We start from the raw sequence: 18,965 nt of genomic DNA on the forward strand, positions 1-18,965 counted from the left end.
GGCTACCAACAGAAATGGCGCTGTATTTTAACAGAGCGAAGCGCTCCGAGTAAGCGGTCGATCAACTGCTTTCTGGTTTAAAACGAACAACAAATCCGTTTAGTTTCTGCTTTCGGTTCAACTGATCGCGCAGACGATCAGCCTCGGCACGCTCAACCAGAGGGCCAACAAAGACCCGATTCATGCCTTCAAAGGTGCGGATATAGGCATTGTAGCCTTGCGCACGCAGGGTCTTTTGCAGGTTTTCCGCACCACTGCGACTGGACAAACTGGCCAGTTGCACCGACCAGCTAACAGGCAAACTGTTAGCATCCAGGCGACTCACGGGCTTTTCTGCTTCAGCCACCGGCTGCTCAGCGCGGGCAGCAGCATCCACCTTGGCCTGCTCACGCGCTTCTGGCGGTGGCGTGGCCGGCACTGGATTAACCGGCTCATCACTGTTTTGCTCAATGATATCGGCAATAGGATCAGGGCCTTGATCTGCTTGCCCAGGCGCTTCCTCAATGATTTCGGGCTTAGGCACGGTGACCGGCTGCATTTCGATTTCAGGCATCACCGGTGCCTCCGGCATGCTAGGCGCATCGACCACAACACGCTGGGTTTCATCCTGCCGAGACAACAGCATGGGGATAAAAATAATTGCCAAGGCCAACAACACCAAAGCGCCAACAATACGTTGCAGCAAGTTTTTATCCAGCAAAGCCATCCTGACCTACTCCATTGGTATGGCCCGCCAGCCATTCCAAGGCCTCGGCCACACAATAAAACGACCCGAACAAAAGAATTTCATCTTCTGCCGAGGCTTTAGCGCATTGTGCGTCCAATGCACAACGCACATCATTAAAAACCGCAACCTGCGCCGCACAATCAGTTAAATACTCAGCAAGCTCCGCAGCCGGTCGCGTACGACTTGTCGGCAATGGTGCCACAGCCCAGTCAGCAATATGCGGCAATAATGGCGATACAACACCAGCAAGGTCTTTATCGGCCAGTAAAGCAAATACTGCCAAACGCTTCCCCACGACAGGCTTGAGTGCCAAGCGTCCAGCTAAATACTCGGCAGCATGGGGATTATGCCCAACATCGAGCAATAACGTCAGGGGCTTTCCATGCCAATCGAACTGACGACGATCAAGCCGACCCGTAACACGGGTGCTCAGCAATGCACGCTCAATCTGCCCGGATTGCCATGCAAGCCCAGTCAACGCATAAGCCTGCAATGCCAGCGCGGCATTTTCCATGGGTAAATCGAGTAATGGCAGGTTAATAAGTTCCAACGCACCACCTTGCACATCGACACCGCGCCATGTCCAGCCACTCTCGTTAACCTGCAGGTCGTAATTGCGACCACGCAGATAAAAAGGAGCTTGCAGCTCAGCCACACAATCAAGCAGCGGCTGCGGAGGATCTAAATCACCACACAATGCAGGCTTGCCCGCGCGGTAGATACCTGCCTTCTCAACGGATACGGACTCACGGCTGTCGCCTAGCCAGTCGACATGATCAACACCAATACTGGTCACCAGCGCGATATCTGCATCAATCAGGTTAACGGCATCAAGGCGACCGCCAAGGCCAACTTCAAGCACCACAGCATCAAGCTGCTGACGCTTAAACAGCCAGAACGCGGCTAGTGTGCCCATCTCGAAATAGGTCAGGGAAATATCGCCACGGGCCGCTTCAACTGCTGCGAATGCCTCGCAGAGCAGTTCATCACTGGCCTCTTTGCCAGCGATTTGCACCCGTTCGTTGTAGCGCAGCAAATGCGGTGAGCTATAGACCCCAACAGCCAAGCCTTGCTCTTCAAGCAGCGACGCAATAAAGGCGCAGGTTGAGCCTTTGCCGTTGGTGCCGGTAACGGTAATAGTCAATGGAGCCAGCTTGTCCAGCCCCATGCGCTGCGCAACCTGACGGGAACGCTCTAAGCCCATGTCTATGGCACTGGGATGCAGCTGCTCCAGATACGCCAACCAATCAGCTAAAGAGCGTTGGCTCATGCAGAAGCCGTCTCAACCGGAGCAGTGGCAGCGGCAGTGGTACGCGATGGTGTCGGCAGATGCTGCATTTGTGCAAGCAAACGCGCCAGACGTGGACGCAACTCGCTGCGCGAAATAATCATGTCGATAGCGCCGTGCTCAATCAGGAACTCACTGCGCTGGAAACCTTCAGGCAGCTTCTCGCGTACGGTTTGCTCGATCACTCGCGGCCCGGCAAAACCGATCAGCGCTTTAGGCTCAGCAACAATCACATCCCCGAGCATCGCCAGACTGGCTGAAACACCACCGTAGACCGGATCGGTAAGCACCGAGATGAATGGCAGACCTTCTTCACGCATACGCGCAAGCACGGCCGAGGTTTTAGCCATTTGCATCAACGAGATCAGCGCTTCCTGCATACGCGCACCGCCGGAGGCAGAGAAACACACCAACGGGCAGCGTTTTTCCAAGGCCACATTGGCCGCACGAACAAAGCGCTCACCTACCACGGCACCCATTGAGCCACCCATAAAAGAGAACTCAAAGGCACAGGTCGCAATCGGCATGCCTTCGAGCGTGCCGCTAATGGCGACCAATGCATCTTTTTCACCGGTTTGCTTCTGTGCACCGACGATACGGTCTTTGTATTTTTTGCTGTCGCGGAATTTCAGGCGATCAACAGGCTCAAGGTCAGCCCCGATTTCTTCACGGCCTTCTTTATCCAGAAAGATATCCAGGCGCGTGCGCGCATCGATACGCATGTGGTGGTTGCACTTGATGCACACATCCAGCGTCTTCTCGAGTTCTGGCTTATACAGAACCGCATCGCAAGACGGGCATTTGTGCCACAGGCCTTCTGGCACTGAGCTCTTCGCGGCCTCAGAACGCATGATCGACGGAATCAGCTTATCTACCAACCAGTTACTCATGCTCTTCTCTCCCAAGCTGTGGTTCTGAATATGTCAGCAGCGCTGCATATTCAAACAAATTCTTCAGTATGGCGCTTGCCTGGCCGAAGCCACCGGCATGCACTGCAGTACAGGCAATAGGTTTATGGACGGCCAAGCTCAACAAACCGTCACATCAGGCGCCACGAACTGCTTTGACAAAGGCTTGCACCTTGCTCGAATCCTTAAGGCCTTTACTCGCCTCGACCCCACCACTGACATCAACGGCGTAGGGTTTAACCTGCGAAATCGCAGCCATCACATTATCAGGCGTAAGCCCGCCCGCTAGAATAATCGGCATTTCCAGCCCTTGCGGCACTAATGTCCAGTCAAAGGCCTCCCCAGTTCCACCCGGCACACCGGCAACAAAGGTATCGAGCAATATGCCACTTGCCGACGCGTAAGGGGCAATCAGCTCGGCTACATCATCACCCGGTTTGACCCTCAAGGCTTTTATATAGGGCCGGCCAAAGCCTTCACATTGTTCAGGTGTTTCGTCGCCATGAAACTGCAATAGGTCCAGCGGCACTTGTTTAAGCAGCTGCTGCAATTGTTCACGAGGCATATCGACGAACAGGCCAACAGTCGTCACCAAAGGTGGCAACTCAGCAATAATCGCCCGAGCCTGCTCAATGGTCACGGCCCGCGGGCTTTTTGGATAAAACACAAAACCAATCGCATCGGCACCCGCTGCTATCGCAACGCGCGCATCTTCAAGCCGGGTAATTCCGCAAATTTTGCTTCGAACGACTGACAACGACTGATTTCCTTTATTCAACATGCTCAAGGGTCACCTTAATGGACAGCTTAACGCGCCATCTGCTGCATGCGCATCATAAACAGCCTCAAACCAACCCGACAAAAGTGCTGAGATACTGAGCCCTACTTTAATCCAACACTAGCTGTCGGCCATGACATCTGGCAAACCCGATAGAAAGTGCGGCCCCAAATAGCGCTTAGGTAGATCAAACTCCGCCGGGTAATCAACCTGAACCAAGTACAAGCCATAAGGATGCGCAGTGACTCCACCGGTGCGCCGCACGCATGTATCAAGGACTTCCTTGGCCCATTCCACCGGGCGCTCACCTGCACCGATGGTCATCAGAACACCCGCGATATTGCGCACCATATGATGCAAGAATGCGTTGGCACGAATATCCAGCACAATAAAACGCCCATGCTCAAGCAACTGCAGATGATGAACGGTCTTGATCGGTGACTTGGCCTGACACTGGCGCGCACGGAATGCACTGAAGTCGTGGGTACCGACGAAATACTCAGCCGCCGCCCGCATACGCTCAACATCCAATGGACGGTGGTTCCAGGTCACCTCCTCAGCCATGTGGGCCGGGCGAATCTGGTCGTTATAGATCACGTAGCGATAACGCCGGGCCTGCGCACAAAAGCGCGCATCAAAATGTTCAGGCATGCTTTTGGCCCAAGCCACACTGATGTCGCCGGGCAAGTTCATATTGGTGCCCATGATCCAGGCATGCATGCTGCGTTCAACAGTGGTGGTGAAATGCACCACCTGAGCGCTGGCATGAACCAGTGCATCGGTACGCCCCGCACAACTGAGGGTGATTGGCGCACCACCGGCTACTTTCGAAATGGCTCTTTCAAGCGATTCCTGAACGGAGGGCACACCGGCCTTCTGGCGCTGGAAGCCACGATAGCGGGAGCCTTTGTATTCAACGCCAAGGGCTATTTTGAAAACGCCAACGGCGGCCCTTTCGGCCGCCGTTGCAGGTAGAGCATCAGACATTTATCAAACCAGTTTATCGATCAACTCTTTGGCTTCTTTCTGTTGATCGTCATTACCTTCAGCAACCACTTCATCAAGGATGTCTCGTGCACCCTCGGAGTCGCCCATATCAATGTAGGCCCGAGCCAGATCCAGCTTGGTCGCCGTTTCATCAGTGCCAGACAGGAAGTCGAAATCATCTTCGTCTTCAAATGCCGCAACCGATGAAGCTTCCGTGAACTCAGGCATATCAAGTTCATCAGCCGCCTTCTGCTGCTCAAGGCTATCACTCAGTTGATCAAGCTCAGCCGTAACTTCGTCCAACTGGGCGGCAAAGTTATCAGGTTTTGCAGAGGGTGCAACATCCAGCTCATCACTTAACGACAGATCAAAATCGTCGGGCAAACCAAAATCGTCTACCAGTTCGTCTTTGGCCGCAGTTTCAGGCACAGGTTCAACAGCAGGTGGCAGATCATCATCCAGGCTCAGCAGGAAGTCATCGTCAGCCGATACAGTGCCAGGCTGTTCGGTAACCGGAGTGCTGTCCAGGTCAAAATTGAAGTCAGCCAGCTCGTCTTCTTTGCCGGCCTCTTCATCAAGGCTCAGCTCAAAACCCAGGTCATCATCTTGATCTGCAACTGGAGTGGTAACCGACTGCTCAAGCTCAGTATCAAGATCAAAGCTGCCCATGTCGTTGCTTGCAGTCGACTGCAGTTGGCTGTCCAACTCGGACTCAAGATCATCCAGGCTCAGGTCAAAGGAGTCATCACTATCAACAACATCAGCCCGCGGGTCAACCGGCTCAGCAGTTGAGTCGATATCATCCATGGTCAAGTCATCAAGACTAAAACTGTCGAGCTCGTTCTCGGCTGCTGCAGTTAAGGCAACACCACCCACCAGACCCGCCATCGCTGGATATTTAGCATTGAGCAGAGCAACTTCCTCAGTTGCACCGCCCATCGCACGTAACTCTTCTTGCTGACGCGCGTAACCATCACGGTCACCCATCTCGGCGTAGACTTCCATCAACTTGAGCTGCAGATCACTACGTTCTGGCTCGTCATTGATCGCGCCTTGCAACAACTCGGCCGCTTGATTAAAGCGCCCATAAGCGATGTAAATGTCGGCTTCGCCCAGCACATCAGTCGTTTGCGGGGTTGTCCGCGCCTCGCTTGCGAGATCAGCTTGATCACCGCCCAGATCCAAATCATCGTCCAGACCCGCAAAACTATCGTCTGGCAACTCGGCCTCAGCAGCGAAACCATTGTCTGGCTCAAGGCTGTCATCGACCTGTTCAGATTCTTTCTGCGCTTTACGGCGCGAGATGATCATCAGCAGTACCAGCAAAGCCAGCAAACCACCGGCCGCAACGATTCCAAGCAGCATTGGATTGGCTAACAGGTCGTCAACCATTGACGCTGGAGCAGGCTGAACGGCTGGAGCAACAGGCTTGGCTGGCTCTGGCTCTGGCGCAGGTGCAGGTGCAGGCGTTGGCTCAGGCGCAACTGCTTCAGCCGGAGCCGAGGCTTGCGGTGTTGCCGCTGGCTCTTCACTGTAATTGAAATCAGGTTCTTCAGTTTCGCCAGGCGCTGCTGTTTCAGGAACAGCTGCGGCTGACTCTGGCGCATCTGCCGGTGCATCTGTTCCAGCCGTCGGGGCTGGCGATGTATCGGCAGCCGGAGCAACAGGTTCAGACGTTGTCTCTGGTGCAGACTCTGGGCTGGCTTGGGCAGCGGCAGCCGTTGCTGCTGCACCACCCTGCTTGGCCAGATCGGCTTGCAACTTGGCCAACTGATCATCTTTAAGCTTGATCAAGCGCTGCAGCTTGTCGACCTGGCCTTGCAAGTCGCTCATGCGCCCTGAAAGTTCTTCGTTGGCACGACGTGTCGAATCAAGGCTTTCTTGAGTCACGGCCAGCTTGTTGCTGATCGCTTCACTGTCTGCTTGCCCCTTGTCGCTGCCCGCTGTCGCCTTGCCTGTCTCAGCAGAAACAAGCTTGAGCTTATCTTCTGACTTGGCTTGCGCAGGCGCAGAACCTGCAACTTCGCGCTTGGTGGCATCCAACTGACGCGCACCAGCGGCAACGCTGCGGCCTTCACGCCATGCCGCGTTCTGTTCATTAACCTGGGCCACGGCCTCAGCTTGTGAGCGCTTGCTGATGTCTGCCTGATCCGGCAGGCGCAGGACCTGGCCACGCTTCATGCGATTGATGTTGCCATCAATAAAGGCATCCGGATTGAGGTCCTGAATAGCCAACATCGCCTGCTGAACACTGCCGTTCTGACGAGAACGCTGAGCGATTTCCCACAAGTTGTCATTATTCTGCGTGCGGTACTGGTTGCTTCCCGGTGCGCTAGGCGCGCTGGTTTGAGCTGCAGCAGTATTAGCCGGGCGCGACGCTGAAGCAGAAGCAGCTGGACGCGGAGCAGGACGAGGAGCCGGGGCCACAGTCGTACGCGCAATCGGGGCAGTTACAGCGGCACGAGGCGCAGCAGCGGCTTGCGGCGAATAGAGAGGCGGGTCTAGCAATACCGTGTATTCGCGCAATAAACGGCCATTTGGCCAGAGCACTTCAACCAAAAAGTTTAGGTAAGGCTCGCGCACAGTCTTGGATGAGGTGATGCGAATAACGCTTTTACCATTCGGCTTGATCACCGGGGTAAATTTAAGATCAGTCAAAAAGAACTGGCGCTCTACCCCAGCCTTATTGAATTCTTCCGGGGTCGCCAGGCTCGGCAATACTTCGTTGGGAGCCAGATCTCTGGCTTCAACCAACTCAATTTCTGCCTCCAGCGGTTGATTCAGCGAGGATTTCAGAGTGATTTCACCCAGACCCAGCGCGTGCGCCATACCGGAGGACAGCGCCGAAGCAGCTGCCATTGCCAGCACCAGTTTGCGAACCCGAAGCATATTTTAATCCCTTGTTTTTTTCTTTTATCTCGGCGTACAAAACGGCCCAAAATGTGTCTGCCTGCATTCGCTAAACGCGATTCCCCAATCAGATACACTTTGAACCCGTAGTACCAAGCTCGAAAAATTCTTTAAATCACCAGCTAAGTATCTTTTACAGATAGTGTTTTATCAATAACTCAGCTAACTGCACAGCATTTATGGCAGCGCCTTTCCTCACATTATCAGACGCAATCCACAAATTAAGTTCTGCAGGGTCATCAAGACCCGCACGAACACGGCCGACGTAAACCACATCTTGGCCAACCGCATCACCGACAACCGTCGGATAATCTTCGAACTCTACACATTCCAGCGCCGGCGCACGCTGTAAAACATCACATACCTTAGCGATATCAACTGCTTTAGCGGTTTGCAGGGAAACGCTGAGGCTGTCGCCAAAAAACACCGGTGCCTGAATGCAATTTACCGATGCCTTTAATTTCGGCTCACCCAGCAATTCCTTTAGCTCAGCGGCAACGCGCTTCTCCAGCAGACCGTGCCCCTGCTCATCAGGCTGATCAACCTGAGCCAACATATTAAAAGCCATCTGTCGGCCAAACACCTGCGGTTCAAATGCCCGCCCATTGAGCAACTCAGCCGTCTGCCTGGCCAATTCATTGATGCCTTCACGGCCTCGACTTGACACCGCTAAGCAGGCAGTCAGATTAATCCTTTGGACACTCACCTCTTGGGCCAGCGCTGCGAGCACGCAACCCACAGCCACACTGATCGACGCTGGACTGGTCACCACATAAGGTGCTTTAAGATTTTCCAGCACCTGCGGATTGACCTCTGGAACGACCCGCGGCGCTTGCTCAGAAGGCAAGCCACCGGCCAGATCAATCACGGCACACCCTGCAGCCCGGGCCTTATCAATGTACTGCGCGGTCACACCCTGTCCCGCAGCAAAGAACACCAGTTGCACTGCGCTGAAATCAAACGCCTGCGTTTCACGCACACGTAGGTTTCGACCTTTATAGCTAACGGTTTGCCCGAGCGACTCTGCGCCAGCCAAGGCGTGCAAGGTAGCGACAGGGAACTTGCGCTCCTCCAGCACTTGCACCAGGGCTTCACCTACGCTGCCGGTGGCACCAATTACTGCAACATCATAGCTATCGGTCATGCTCTGCTCGAACTCTTGGCAATGAAAACCGACACTGTATAACGCAAATACGCTGGATCCGTGATGCAAATGTAAAAAAAGCGAGCCAGACAGCCATCGCTTGCGCGACAACTGTCTAAACTCGCTTTTTACTTCGCTATCAGCCCTGCGCCAAACGCGCAGACGATTAGCGTTCCAGCAGGATCCGCAACATACGACGCAACGGTTCAGCCGCACCCCACAACAGTTGGTCGCCGACGGTGAACGCGCCGAGATACTGCGACCCCATGTTGAGTTTACGCAAGCGCCCTACCGGCACGCTCAAGGTACCCGTTACCGCAGTCGGACTGAGGTCAGTGATGCTTTGCTCACGGTGATTGGGCACCAGCTTAACCCACGGATTGTGTTGACTGATCAGCCCTTCGATGTCCGAAATCGGCACATCCTTGTTCAGTTTGATCGTCAGCGCTTGGCTGTGGCAACGCATAGCGCCAATCCGCACACAGATACCGTCGACCGGAATTGCGCTCTTGAAGCGACCAAGAATCTTGTTGGTTTCAGCCTGCGCCTTCCACTCTTCACGGCTCTGGCCGTTTGGCAGCTCCTTGTCGATATAAGGAATCAGGCTGCCGGCCAACGGCACGCCAAAGTTATCCACTGGGAAGCCTTCACCGCGCATGCTTTCTGCCACGCGACGGTCGATATCCAAAATGGCACTTGCCGGGTCAGCCAATTGCTCAGCGACTGAACTGTTGATGGTGCCCATCTGCTTGATCAGCTCACGCATGTTCTGCGCACCAGCACCGCTCGCCGCCTGGTAGGTCATGGCACTCGCCCACTCAACCAAGCCAGCCTCGAACAAACCACCCAAGCCCATCAGCATCAAGCTGACGGTGCAGTTGCCGCCGATGTAGTTCTTGGTGCCTGCATCGAGTTGCTGATCGATCACCTTGCGGTTAACCGGATCAAGCACAATGACCGAGTCATCATTCATGCGCAGCGAAGACGCCGCGTCAATCCAGTAACCCTGCCAACCTGCTTCGCGCAGTTTTGGGAACACGTCATTGGTGTAGTCGCCACCCTGGCAGGTCAGAATTACATCCAGACCTTTCAGTTCATCAATGTTGTAGGCGTCTTTCAGTGGAGCAATATCTTTGCCCACTGCCGGGCCTTGGCCACCAACATTGGATGTGGTGAAGAATACCGGCTCGATCAAATCGAAATCCTGTTCTTCAAGCATGCGCTGCATCAGCACGGAACCAACCATGCCACGCCAGCCGATAAGACCTACACGTTTCATAACAACTACACCTATATAAATCGCGACTGAAGCGCTTCAGCCGCGCGAAAGATTACAGACTACGCAATGCTGCGACGACCGCATCACCCATGGCAGCAGTCCCAACTTTAGTGGTGCCCGCTGAGTGGATGTCACCCGTGCGCAAACCTTGGTCAAGCACATTACTCACAGCCTGCTCGATGGCGGCAGCGGCTTCAGCCTGGTTAAAGCTGTAGCGCAGCATCATAGACACCGACAAAATGGTCGCCAATGGGTTTGCAATGCCTTGGCCAGCGATATCCGGCGCAGAACCGTGGCATGGCTCATACATACCCTTGTTATTGGCATCCAGCGAAGCCGACGGCAGCATACCGATAGAACCGGTGAGCATCGAAGCTTCATCCGACAAAATGTCGCCAAACATATTGTCGGTGACCATCACGTCAAACTGCTTGGGCGCACGCACCAGCTGCATCGCTGCGTTATCGACATACATGTGCGACAACTCAATGTCCGGGTAGTCCTTAGCGACATCCTCAACCACTTCGCGCCACAACTGGCTGGAGGCCAGCACGTTGGCCTTGTCTACCGAGCAGAGTTTTTTGTCACGTACACGGGCCATATCAAACCCAACGCGGGCAATACGGCGGATTTCACTCTCGCTGTATGGCAGGGTGTCGTAGGCCTGACGCTCACCGTTTTCTAACTCACGGGTGCCGCGTGGCGCGCCAAAGTAAATACCGCCTGTGAGTTCACGAACGATAAGAATATCCAGGCCCGCAACCACTTCTGGCTTGAGCGATGAAGCATCAGCCAATTGCGGATACAAAATAGCCGGACGCAGGTTGGCGAACAGCCCCAACTGCGCACGGATTTTCAGCAGGCCACGCTCAGGGCGAATATCACGCTCAATCTTGTCCCACTTAGGGCCGCCAACTGCGCCCAGCAAAACAGCATCGGCGTTACGCGCACGCTCCAAGGTTTCATCGGCCAGCGGTACGCCATGCTTGTCGATGGCCGCGCCGCCGATAACGTCATGGTTTAGCTCAAAGCCCAGCTGAAATTTTTCATTCGCCAGTTCCAGCACCTTAATAGCTTCAGCCATGATTTCTGGGCCAATGCCATCACCAGGAAGAACCAGAATCTGTTTGCTCATGCTTTCCTCTCAAAACGGCGCCAAGCGCGCCAGCAAATTTTTAATGCGTATCTGTTTAAGGAGTATCTGAAAAAGGCCGTGCAGTCGATTTCCAGAAGTTCCTTAGCGTTCAGCCCAAAGCACCACAACATCTGTGCTAAACGAGCCATCATCGGCAATCTCAAAATACTCGCGAACTTCTTCGCCTACAGCCAGCTGCAAGGCTCGAATCGCCTGGCGAAACACCTCAGGGGTGCGCATGCGCTCGACCCAACTGGTGAACTCCAAACGCAAGCGTTGGCGGCTGCAACGGGTTTGCACCAATCCGGCTTCACCGACCAAGCGTGACCACTGCGACGGCGAATAGTCACGCACGTGGCTGGTATCACGCAGCAGCTCTACCGCCTGCAAATGACTGTCCAGCAATGGCAGCTCTGGCGCAGCGACATCAATGAATGCAGCCACCCCACCTGGCTTTAACACCCGGCGAACCTCACGCAATGCCTGGCCCACATCACGCCAGTGGTGCGCTGAATAGCGGCTGAAAACACAATCAAACTGCTCATCGGCAAAGGGCAGGCTTTCGGCCTTGCCACATTCAGTGCGCACATTATCCAAACCACGCTCAGCGGCGGCCGAAGCTACCACATCAAGCATTTGTTGGGATAGATCGTAAGCGATCACCTCAGCCGCATGGGGCGCGACCTGAAAGCTGACATGCCCCGCACCACAACCGACGTCGAGTACCCGCGCCTCTGGTCGCGCCGCCACACACTCACGCAGCAGAGCAAATTCTGCCCCCTGGGCATGAACGGCACTGCTCAGATAAGCATTGGCCTGCTCGCCAAACTGGCGTTCAACCACTTGATTGTGCTTACTCATCTCGCCCTCTGCATCTTCGGCTAAAGCTGCTGAAGGCCGAATCAAGCGCACTTCAGCAGCGTTACATCACTTAATAGCGCCAAACAACCAAGGTTGCTGCTGGCGATAACCACTTTCAAAAGCGCTGATGGCGTCGCTGTCCTGCAAGGTCAAACCGATGTCATCCAGACCATTGAGCAAACAATGTTTACGGAAAGCATCGACTTCAAAGCTGTACTGCTTACCATCGGGACGGGTCACTTTCTGCGCTTCAAGGTCAACGGTCAGTTGGTAGCCTTCAGTTGCTTCTGCCTGTTCAAACAGCTCATCCATCTCGCTTTCAGCCAAAATGATCGGCAGCAAGCCATTCTTAAAGCTGTTGTTGTAGAAGATGTCGGCAAAGCTTGAAGCCAAGATGGTGCGAAAACCATACTCTTCCAGCGCCCAGGGCGCGTGCTCACGGCTTGAACCGCAACCAAAGTTCTCACGCGCCAGCAAGACGCTGGTGCCTTGGTAGCGAGGGAAATTGAGCACGAAATCTTTGTTCACTGGACGTTTGGAGCTGTCTTGATTCGGCTGACCGACATCCAGATAGCGCCACTCATCGAACAAGTTAGGGCCAAAACCCGTGCGTTTGATCGACTTCAAGAACTGCTTGGGGATGATCTGGTCAGTGTCGACATTGGCACGATCCAACGGCGCAACAAGACCGGTGTGTTGGGTAAACGCTTTCATGGCGGTCTCCTCAGGCCTGAATCAATTCACGAACGTCAATAAAAGTCCCCGTCACAGCTGCAGCAGCAGCCATCGCCGGGCTCACCAAGTGAGTACGACCACCGGCACCCTGGCGACCTTCGAAGTTGCGGTTTGACGTCGATGCGCAATGCTCGCCACTGCCGAGTTTGTCTGGGTTCATCGCCAGACACATCGAGCAGCCAGGCTCGCGCCATTCAAAACCGGCTTCGATAAAAATCTTGTCCAAGCCTTCTTTTTCAGCCTGCTGCTTCACCAAACCTGAGCCCGGCACAACCATAGCCTGCTTGATGGTTGCAGCAACTTTGCGGCCCTTGGCCACTTCGGCTGCAGCACGTAAGTCTTCGATACGCGAGTTGGTGCATGAACCAATGAATACGCGATCAAGCTGGATATCGGTGATCGCCTGATTGGCGGTCAAACCCATGTATTTCAACGCACGGGTAATAGAGTCACGCTTAACCAAGTCGGTTTCTGCTGCCGGGTCCGGGACCTTTTGATCAACTGCCAAGACCATTTCCGGCGAAGTACCCCAGCTCACCTGCGGTTTGATATCTTCAGCGCGCAGCTCAACCACAGTATCAAAATGCGCATCGGCATCAGATACCAGGCCACGCCACTGAGCCACAGCTTGATCCCACTGCTCGCCCTTAGGGGAGAAAGGACGATTGGCGACGTACTCGATGGTTTTCTCATCGACAGCAACCATACCCACGCGAGCACCTGCCTCGATCGACATGTTGCAGATGGTCATGCGCCCTTCAAGCGACAGATCACGAATGGCGCTACCGGCAAACTCCAACGCGTGACCATTACCGCCAGCGGTGCCGATTTTGCCGATCACCGCCAGAACGATGTCCTTGGCCGTAACACCAAAAGGCAGCTTGCCCTCAACGCGAACTTGCATGTTCTTCATTTTCTTGGCGACCAAGCACTGTGTGGCGAGCACATGCTCAACCTCGGAAGTACCGATGCCGTGCGCCAAGGCTCCAAAAGCGCCATGGGTTGAAGTGTGCGAGTCGCCACATACCACAGTCATGCCCGGCAAGGTTGCACCCTGCTCCGGCCCCACCACATGGACGATACCCTGACGCACATCGTTCATCTTAAATTCAAGAATGCCGAAAGCGTCGCAGTTCTCGTCCAAGGTTTGCACCTGAATACGTGAGACTTCGTCACTGATCGCTTCCAAACCACCTTGGCGCTCGGCCTTGGTGGTCGGCACGTTATGATCCGGAGTTGCGATGTTCGCATCAATGCGCCATGGCTTACGCTGGGCCAGACGCAAACCCTCGAAAGCCTGCGGAGAGGTCACTTCGTGGAGGATATGCCGGTCGATGTAGATCAGCGACGAACCATCGTCACGGCGCTTAACCTCGTGCATTTCCCAGAGTTTGTCGTAAAGCGTCTTGCCGGCCATCAGCGTTTTCCTCATCAACATTTTTCTGTGCTTCAGGAGTATCCCTTTAGCTTATGTGGCAATTTTATGGGTTTGCTTTAAATTACTCAAATTCATATTTTTCATCTATTGGATAACCTTCAGGAATACATCATGGACCTGGCAACCCTTAATGCATTTATCGCAATCGCTGAGCTCGGCAGCTTCTCTGACGCAGCCGAACGCCTGTTCTTAACTCAACCTGCTGTGAGCAAACGGATCGCCAGCCTCGAGCAACAACTCAACGTACGCCTGTTTGATCGATTGGGCCGTGAAGTCAGCCTGACTGAAGCTGGCCGAGCCCTGCTGCCCAGGGCTTACCAGATTCTCAATGTACTGGATGACACACGTCGTGCCCTGACCAATTTAAGTGGCGAGATCAGCGGTAGGCTGACGCTGGCGACCAGCCACCATATTGGCCTGCATCGCTTGCCTCCCCTATTACGCGCCTTCACCCGCGCGCATCCACAAGTGGCGCTGGACATACAATTTCTTGACTCCGAGGTTGCCTACGAAGAAGTGCTGCATGGCCGCGCTGAACTTGCTGTCATCACCCTCGCACCCGAAACCCGCGAGCCTGTGAGCGCAGTAGCGGTTTGGGATGACCCGCTGGATTTTGTAGTTGCACCGGAACATCCACTGGCCCATTACCCCGATGTCAGCCTCGCCGACATTGCGGGCCAGTCCGCCGTATTTCCAGGCGGCAACACCTTCACCCACCACATTGTGCAGCGCTTGTTCGAGGCTCAGGGCTTAACCCCTAATATAGCCATGAGCACCAACTACCTTGAGACGATCAAGATGATGGTTTCGATTGGCTTGGCCTGGAGCGTACTGCCGCGCACCATGCTCGATGAGCAAGTCTCTCGCCTGGCCTTGCCGGGCATCCAACTCAGCCGTCAGCTAGGCTATATCTCACACAGTGAACGAACACTTTCAAATGCGGCGCGGGCCTTTATGCAATTACTCGATGCTCAGCGCGACGACCTTGCACGTGCCACGTGAATGCAGCTAACGTGAAGCTATAATAATTAATGTCGGCACTCGCCATTGGCCGCTGGCAACCTGAATCAACCATAGAGCCACCAATGGCGAAAAATCATGACCGCACGGTAGCCTTGCCCCATATCCCTGCCCTTGATCCAGCCGCATTCGAACAGGCATGGGATGACACACCGCGCCTACTGGCGGCGCTCAACGGGGCTAAACTGGGCGCTTGGCTCTGGGACATAGAAAGCGGGCAAATCAGTTGGTCAAGGGGCGCTCAAGCACTTTATGGTCTTGATGCGAGCCGACCATTGAGCCAGCGCGTTGACTATCTGGATCTGGTTCCACCTGAAGACCATGAACACGTATTGGCTTTGTTCCGCAAGATTATTGATGGCACTCCAGAAATGCGCCCTATGCGCCATCGAATTGTCTGGCCAGATGGCAGCCTGCATTGGATTGAAGTCAATGGCAGCCTAAACGCTGACAGCCAAAACCGACCGCGCATGTACGGTGTAGTCCGCGATTACACCGTACAGAAGCAACGCTCTGAAGCCCTGGTTAACTCCGAACAGCGTTTTGCCAGCCTGTTCCAGCTCAACCCCGATATTGTCATGTTGGTTCGCCTGGCGGATGACTGCATGGTTGAAGTCAATCAGCATTTTGAACATAGCTTTGGCTGGACCGCAGCAGAAGCGATCGGCAAAAGCTGTGATGAACTGAATATCTGGATTCATGAAGCTGAACAGCAATACCTTAAGCGCGCCCTGGTCGATATTCGTGAGCCAATTGTCCAGCAAGTTCAGTTACGCACCCGCACCGGGGTCATTCTTGATGGCGTGCTTTCCAGCCAATACCTAGAGCTGGAGAACCAGCCATTTATGCTCAGTTCATTCACCGATACCAGCCAACAGAAGCGCGCTGAAGAAGCATTGCGCAGCAGCGAAGAGAAATTCTCCCAAGCCTTTCAATACAGCCCAGATGCGGTGGTCATTACCGACCTGAGCTCAGGCCGCTTTATCGAGGTAAACCCCAGCTTTGAGCGTCAATTTGGCTGGAGTAAAGCCGAGGCTGTGGGGCGCACATCTGTCGCCCTCGGAATCTGGGCGGATTTAGATGATCGCCTGCGGATGCTCAATGCAGTAAAACGCAATCAACTCAACGAGCTTGAGGTTCGGCTGCACAGCCGCGACGGCAGCATCAGCACTAATTTACTCTTTGGTGGCGAGATCACCCTCGAAGGACGTGCCTGCCTGATCATCAGCGTGCGTGATGTTTCAAAGCAGCGTGCCCAGGCACTGATACTCAATGAGAGCCAGGAGCGGCTGAACCTGGCTCTCGACTCCGCTGACCTGGGCACCTGGGACTGGCATGTCCCCAGCAACCTGCTGCATGGCTCAGCGCGTACCTCGCTGCTGCATGGCTTGCCAGCAACGCCATACCACGGTGACCTTGAAACACTTCTCAGCACTGTGCCGCAGGAAGATCAGCGCATGCTGCTCAAAGCCTATAAGGAATTGCTGGCGGGAACGCGCAAGACGTTTCAGGTGATCTACCGCTCACACCGTACCCATGGTGTTACGCACTACATAGAGAGCACCGCAAAGCTTTATCTTGACGCTGACGGCGCACCCCTACGCATGACCGGCATACTGGTCAACATCACCGAGCGCGTACATAGAGAGCAGCGCCTGGCCGCCTCAGAAGAAAAATTCGCCACATTATTTCAGGCCAACCCCGATCCTATCTGTGTCACACGCGTCAGTGACGGGGTATTTCTTAATGTAAACCCAAAATTCACCAAGACCTTTGGCTGGGAAGATGCCGACATTGTCAATCGCAGCAGCCTGGATATCTGCTTTTGGAAAGACCAGAGTGATCGTGAACGGCTCTATCAAAAGCTCAACCGCGAGCAATTTCTGGATGAAGAAGTTGCCAGCTTTTACCACCGTTCAGGGGCGCTGCTGACCTGCGTAATTTCGACCCGATTTATCCGCGTTGACCGCCGTTTGTGCATCACCACCACCTTCCGCGACATTACCGAGCGCGAACTGTCGGAAGCTGCGCTACGTGCCAGCCAAGAGAAATTTGCCAAAGCGTTCCACTCAAGCCCTGACGCCATCACTATTACTGAGCGCGACAGTGGGCGATACATCGAAGTCAACGAAGGCTTTTGCAAACTCACAGGCTATAGCGCTGAAGAAGTTATCGGCAAAACGGCTTACGAGATCAACATCTGGGCCAATGCCGAAGAGCGCCAGCACATGCTCGAAACGCTTGCGCACAAGGGCCACGTGCATCACTTGGAAATGCGCGGCAAGCATCGCGACGGCACGCCAAAAATTGTCGAAGTCTCTGTTGAAAACATTGAGCTTAATGAAACCCCCTGCTTACTGTTAACGGCACGCGACGTCAGTGAGCTAAAAAATGCTCAAGCTCAAGTTCAGCACATGGCCTATCACGACCCACTGACCAACCTGCCCAACCGCAGCCTGTTGATGGACCGCCTCACCCAGCAGATAGCCCTGCTCAAACGCCACGACTTACGTGGCGCACTGCTGTTTATCGACCTGGATCACTTCAAGCATATTAACGACTCACTCGGCCACCCAGTTGGCGACAACGTGCTGCGGTTGATTACTGCACGCCTTGAAGCCAGCGTACGCCAGGAGGACACCGTAGCCCGTTTGGGCGGCGATGAATTTGTCATCTTGATTTCAGGCTTAGAGGGCAGCACGGAGGATGTCACCTTACAAGTCAGTGAAATTTCCAACCAACTGCGCAAATTACTGGCAGAACCCATGCTGCTTGACGGCCAGCGCCTGCAAGTAACCCCGAGCATTGGGATTGCCCTGATCCCGGATCACGGCGACACCCCCGCAGACCTGCTCAAACGCGCCGACATAGCCCTGTACCGTGCAAAAGATTCGGGGCGCAATACCATCCAGCTGTTCCGCAACTCCATGCAGGAGGCCGCCAGCGAGCGCCTGCGCTTGGAAAATGACTTGCGCCTGGCCTATGCCCGGGGCGAGTTCGAACTGTATTTCCAGCCCCAAGTCGATGCACGGAGCAACCAAATAGTCGGCGCTGAGGCGCTTTTACGCTGGGAACATCCGACCCTCGGGGCGCAATCGCCCGGACTGTTCATTCACGTTCTCGAAGAAAGCGCGTTAATCCTGGAAGTGGGTGGCTGGGTACTTGCAGAAGCGTGCCGGGTCTACTCGCAACTCTTGAGCGAGGGGCTATTGGTAAATGATGATTTCAGCCTTTGTGTAAACATCAGCCCACGCCAGTTCCGCCAGGAGGATTTTGTTGATCTGGTAAAAAACTGCATGCACGCAAAAAACCTGCCGCGCCTGAAGCTGGAAGTAACCGAGAGCATCATCATCCAGAACATTGATGACACCATCAAGAAAATGAACCAATTGCGGGACATGGGTGTGAGCTTCGCCATGGATGACTTCGGCACGGGCTACAGCTCCCTGACCTACCTCAAGCGCCTACCGGTTGATGTGCTGAAAATCGACCAATCCTTTATCCACGACGCAACAACTGATCCCAACGATGCTGAAATCATCCGCGCTATCGTGGCCATGGCCAACAGCCTCGCCTTGACCGTGATTGCCGAAGGCGTTGAACAACAAGAACAACTCGACTTCTTGGCTAGCCAAGGCTGCTTCCTCTACCAAGGCTACCTATTCAGCAAGCCCGTTCCGCTCAATGAGTTCAAGGCGCTGCTGCTATCCTCGCCAGAACAGCAACGACGCAGCTAAACCGACAAACACAGGAGA

14 protein-coding genes are annotated in these 18,965 nt (G+C 54.5%); 2 read left to right on the forward strand and 12 right to left on the reverse strand.

Annotated elements, in window-relative coordinates:
• Positions 1-61: 61 nt before the first annotated feature.
• The 12 genes from ACIGCM_RS02070 to leuC form a co-directional block, all read right to left on the reverse strand.
• Positions 62-706 (reverse strand): SPOR domain-containing protein, encoded by a 645-nt coding sequence (locus ACIGCM_RS02070; RefSeq protein ID WP_397500374.1) that lies wholly within the window; start codon positions 704-706, stop codon positions 62-64.
• Complete coding sequence (folC, locus tag ACIGCM_RS02075; protein WP_397500375.1) at positions 690-1,997, reverse strand: bifunctional tetrahydrofolate synthase/dihydrofolate synthase; 1,308 nt, start codon at positions 1,995-1,997, stop codon at positions 690-692. Before folC ends, ACIGCM_RS02070 begins: the two co-directional genes overlap by 17 nt.
• A complete protein-coding gene (accD, locus tag ACIGCM_RS02080) occupies positions 1,994-2,905 on the reverse strand; it encodes an acetyl-CoA carboxylase, carboxyltransferase subunit beta (protein ID WP_397500376.1) in 912 nt (303 codons plus the stop codon). The genes folC and accD overlap by 4 nt, the downstream gene beginning before the upstream one ends.
• Positions 2,906-3,059: 154 nt before the next feature.
• Complete coding sequence (locus tag ACIGCM_RS02085; protein ID WP_397501091.1) at positions 3,060-3,680, reverse strand: phosphoribosylanthranilate isomerase; 621 nt, start codon at positions 3,678-3,680, stop codon at positions 3,060-3,062.
• Positions 3,681-3,821: 141 nt separating this feature from the next.
• Entirely contained in the window at positions 3,822-4,688 is an 867-nt protein-coding gene (gene truA / locus ACIGCM_RS02090) for a tRNA pseudouridine(38-40) synthase TruA (RefSeq protein WP_397500377.1), read from the reverse strand.
• A 3-nt stretch (positions 4,689-4,691) separates the two neighbouring features.
• Positions 4,692-7,577: a FimV/HubP family polar landmark protein gene (locus tag ACIGCM_RS02095; RefSeq protein WP_397500378.1), complete on the reverse strand. Its 2,886-nt coding sequence runs from the start codon at positions 7,575-7,577 to the stop codon at positions 4,692-4,694.
• Between the two features lie 154 nt (positions 7,578-7,731).
• A complete protein-coding gene (locus ACIGCM_RS02100; protein WP_397500379.1) occupies positions 7,732-8,742 on the reverse strand; it encodes an aspartate-semialdehyde dehydrogenase in 1,011 nt (336 codons plus the stop codon).
• Between the two features lie 166 nt (positions 8,743-8,908).
• Positions 8,909-10,021 (reverse strand): aspartate-semialdehyde dehydrogenase, encoded by a 1,113-nt coding sequence (gene asd, locus ACIGCM_RS02105; RefSeq protein WP_397500380.1) that lies wholly within the window; start codon positions 10,019-10,021, stop codon positions 8,909-8,911.
• A 52-nt stretch (positions 10,022-10,073) separates the two neighbouring features.
• Positions 10,074-11,156, reverse strand: a complete 1,083-nt coding sequence (leuB, locus tag ACIGCM_RS02110; protein ID WP_397500381.1) for a 3-isopropylmalate dehydrogenase — start codon at positions 11,154-11,156, stop codon at positions 10,074-10,076.
• A 102-nt stretch (positions 11,157-11,258) separates the two neighbouring features.
• A complete protein-coding gene (locus ACIGCM_RS02115; protein ID WP_397500382.1) occupies positions 11,259-12,017 on the reverse strand; it encodes a class I SAM-dependent methyltransferase in 759 nt (252 codons plus the stop codon).
• Between the two features lie 66 nt (positions 12,018-12,083).
• The gene (gene leuD, locus ACIGCM_RS02120; protein WP_397500383.1) at positions 12,084-12,731 is read right to left on the reverse strand and encodes a 3-isopropylmalate dehydratase small subunit; all 648 of its coding nucleotides are present in this window, start codon (positions 12,729-12,731) and stop codon (positions 12,084-12,086) included.
• 10 nt (positions 12,732-12,741) lie between these two features.
• The gene (gene leuC / locus ACIGCM_RS02125; RefSeq protein WP_397500384.1) at positions 12,742-14,169 is read right to left on the reverse strand and encodes a 3-isopropylmalate dehydratase large subunit; all 1,428 of its coding nucleotides are present in this window, start codon (positions 14,167-14,169) and stop codon (positions 12,742-12,744) included.
• Positions 14,170-14,301: 132 nt separating this feature from the next.
• Between leuC and ACIGCM_RS02130 the strand changes: the two genes are divergently transcribed.
• A complete protein-coding gene (locus ACIGCM_RS02130; RefSeq protein ID WP_397500385.1) occupies positions 14,302-15,192 on the forward strand; it encodes a LysR family transcriptional regulator in 891 nt (296 codons plus the stop codon).
• Between the two features lie 83 nt (positions 15,193-15,275).
• Positions 15,276-18,947 (forward strand): PAS domain S-box protein, encoded by a 3,672-nt coding sequence (locus tag ACIGCM_RS02135; RefSeq protein ID WP_397500386.1) that lies wholly within the window; start codon positions 15,276-15,278, stop codon positions 18,945-18,947.
• Positions 18,948-18,965 lie beyond the last annotated feature (18 nt).

Source organism: Pseudomonas sp. NPDC078700 (assembly GCF_044542375.1).
Taxonomy (GTDB): Bacteria; Pseudomonadota; Gammaproteobacteria; order Pseudomonadales; family Pseudomonadaceae; genus Aquipseudomonas.

What these genes read in the sequence shown, in the direction of transcription:
- ACIGCM_RS02070 (WP_397500374.1), bottom strand. Translation starts at nt 706, where the DNA reads ATGGCTTTGCTGGATAAAAACTTGCTGCAACGTATTGTTGGCGCTTTG.
- folC (WP_397500375.1), bottom strand. Translation starts at nt 1,997, where the DNA reads ATGAGCCAACGCTCTTTAGCTGATTGGTTGGCGTATCTGGAGCAGCTG.
- accD (WP_397500376.1), bottom strand. Translation starts at nt 2,905, where the DNA reads ATGAGTAACTGGTTGGTAGATAAGCTGATTCCGTCGATCATGCGTTCT.
- truA (WP_397500377.1), bottom strand. Translation starts at nt 4,688, where the DNA reads ATGTCTGATGCTCTACCTGCAACGGCGGCCGAAAGGGCCGCCGTTGGC.
- ACIGCM_RS02095 (WP_397500378.1), bottom strand. Translation starts at nt 7,577, where the DNA reads ATGCTTCGGGTTCGCAAACTGGTGCTGGCAATGGCAGCTGCTTCGGCG.
- ACIGCM_RS02100 (WP_397500379.1), bottom strand. Translation starts at nt 8,742, where the DNA reads ATGACCGATAGCTATGATGTTGCAGTAATTGGTGCCACCGGCAGCGTA.
- asd (WP_397500380.1), bottom strand. Translation starts at nt 10,021, where the DNA reads ATGAAACGTGTAGGTCTTATCGGCTGGCGTGGCATGGTTGGTTCCGTG.
- leuB (WP_397500381.1), bottom strand. Translation starts at nt 11,156, where the DNA reads ATGAGCAAACAGATTCTGGTTCTTCCTGGTGATGGCATTGGCCCAGAA.
- ACIGCM_RS02115 (WP_397500382.1), bottom strand. Translation starts at nt 12,017, where the DNA reads ATGAGTAAGCACAATCAAGTGGTTGAACGCCAGTTTGGCGAGCAGGCC.
- leuD (WP_397500383.1), bottom strand. Translation starts at nt 12,731, where the DNA reads ATGAAAGCGTTTACCCAACACACCGGTCTTGTTGCGCCGTTGGATCGT.
- leuC (WP_397500384.1), bottom strand. Translation starts at nt 14,169, where the DNA reads ATGGCCGGCAAGACGCTTTACGACAAACTCTGGGAAATGCACGAGGTT.
- ACIGCM_RS02130 (WP_397500385.1), top strand. Translation starts at nt 14,302, where the DNA reads ATGGACCTGGCAACCCTTAATGCATTTATCGCAATCGCTGAGCTCGGC.
- ACIGCM_RS02135 (WP_397500386.1), top strand. Translation starts at nt 15,276, where the DNA reads ATGGCGAAAAATCATGACCGCACGGTAGCCTTGCCCCATATCCCTGCC.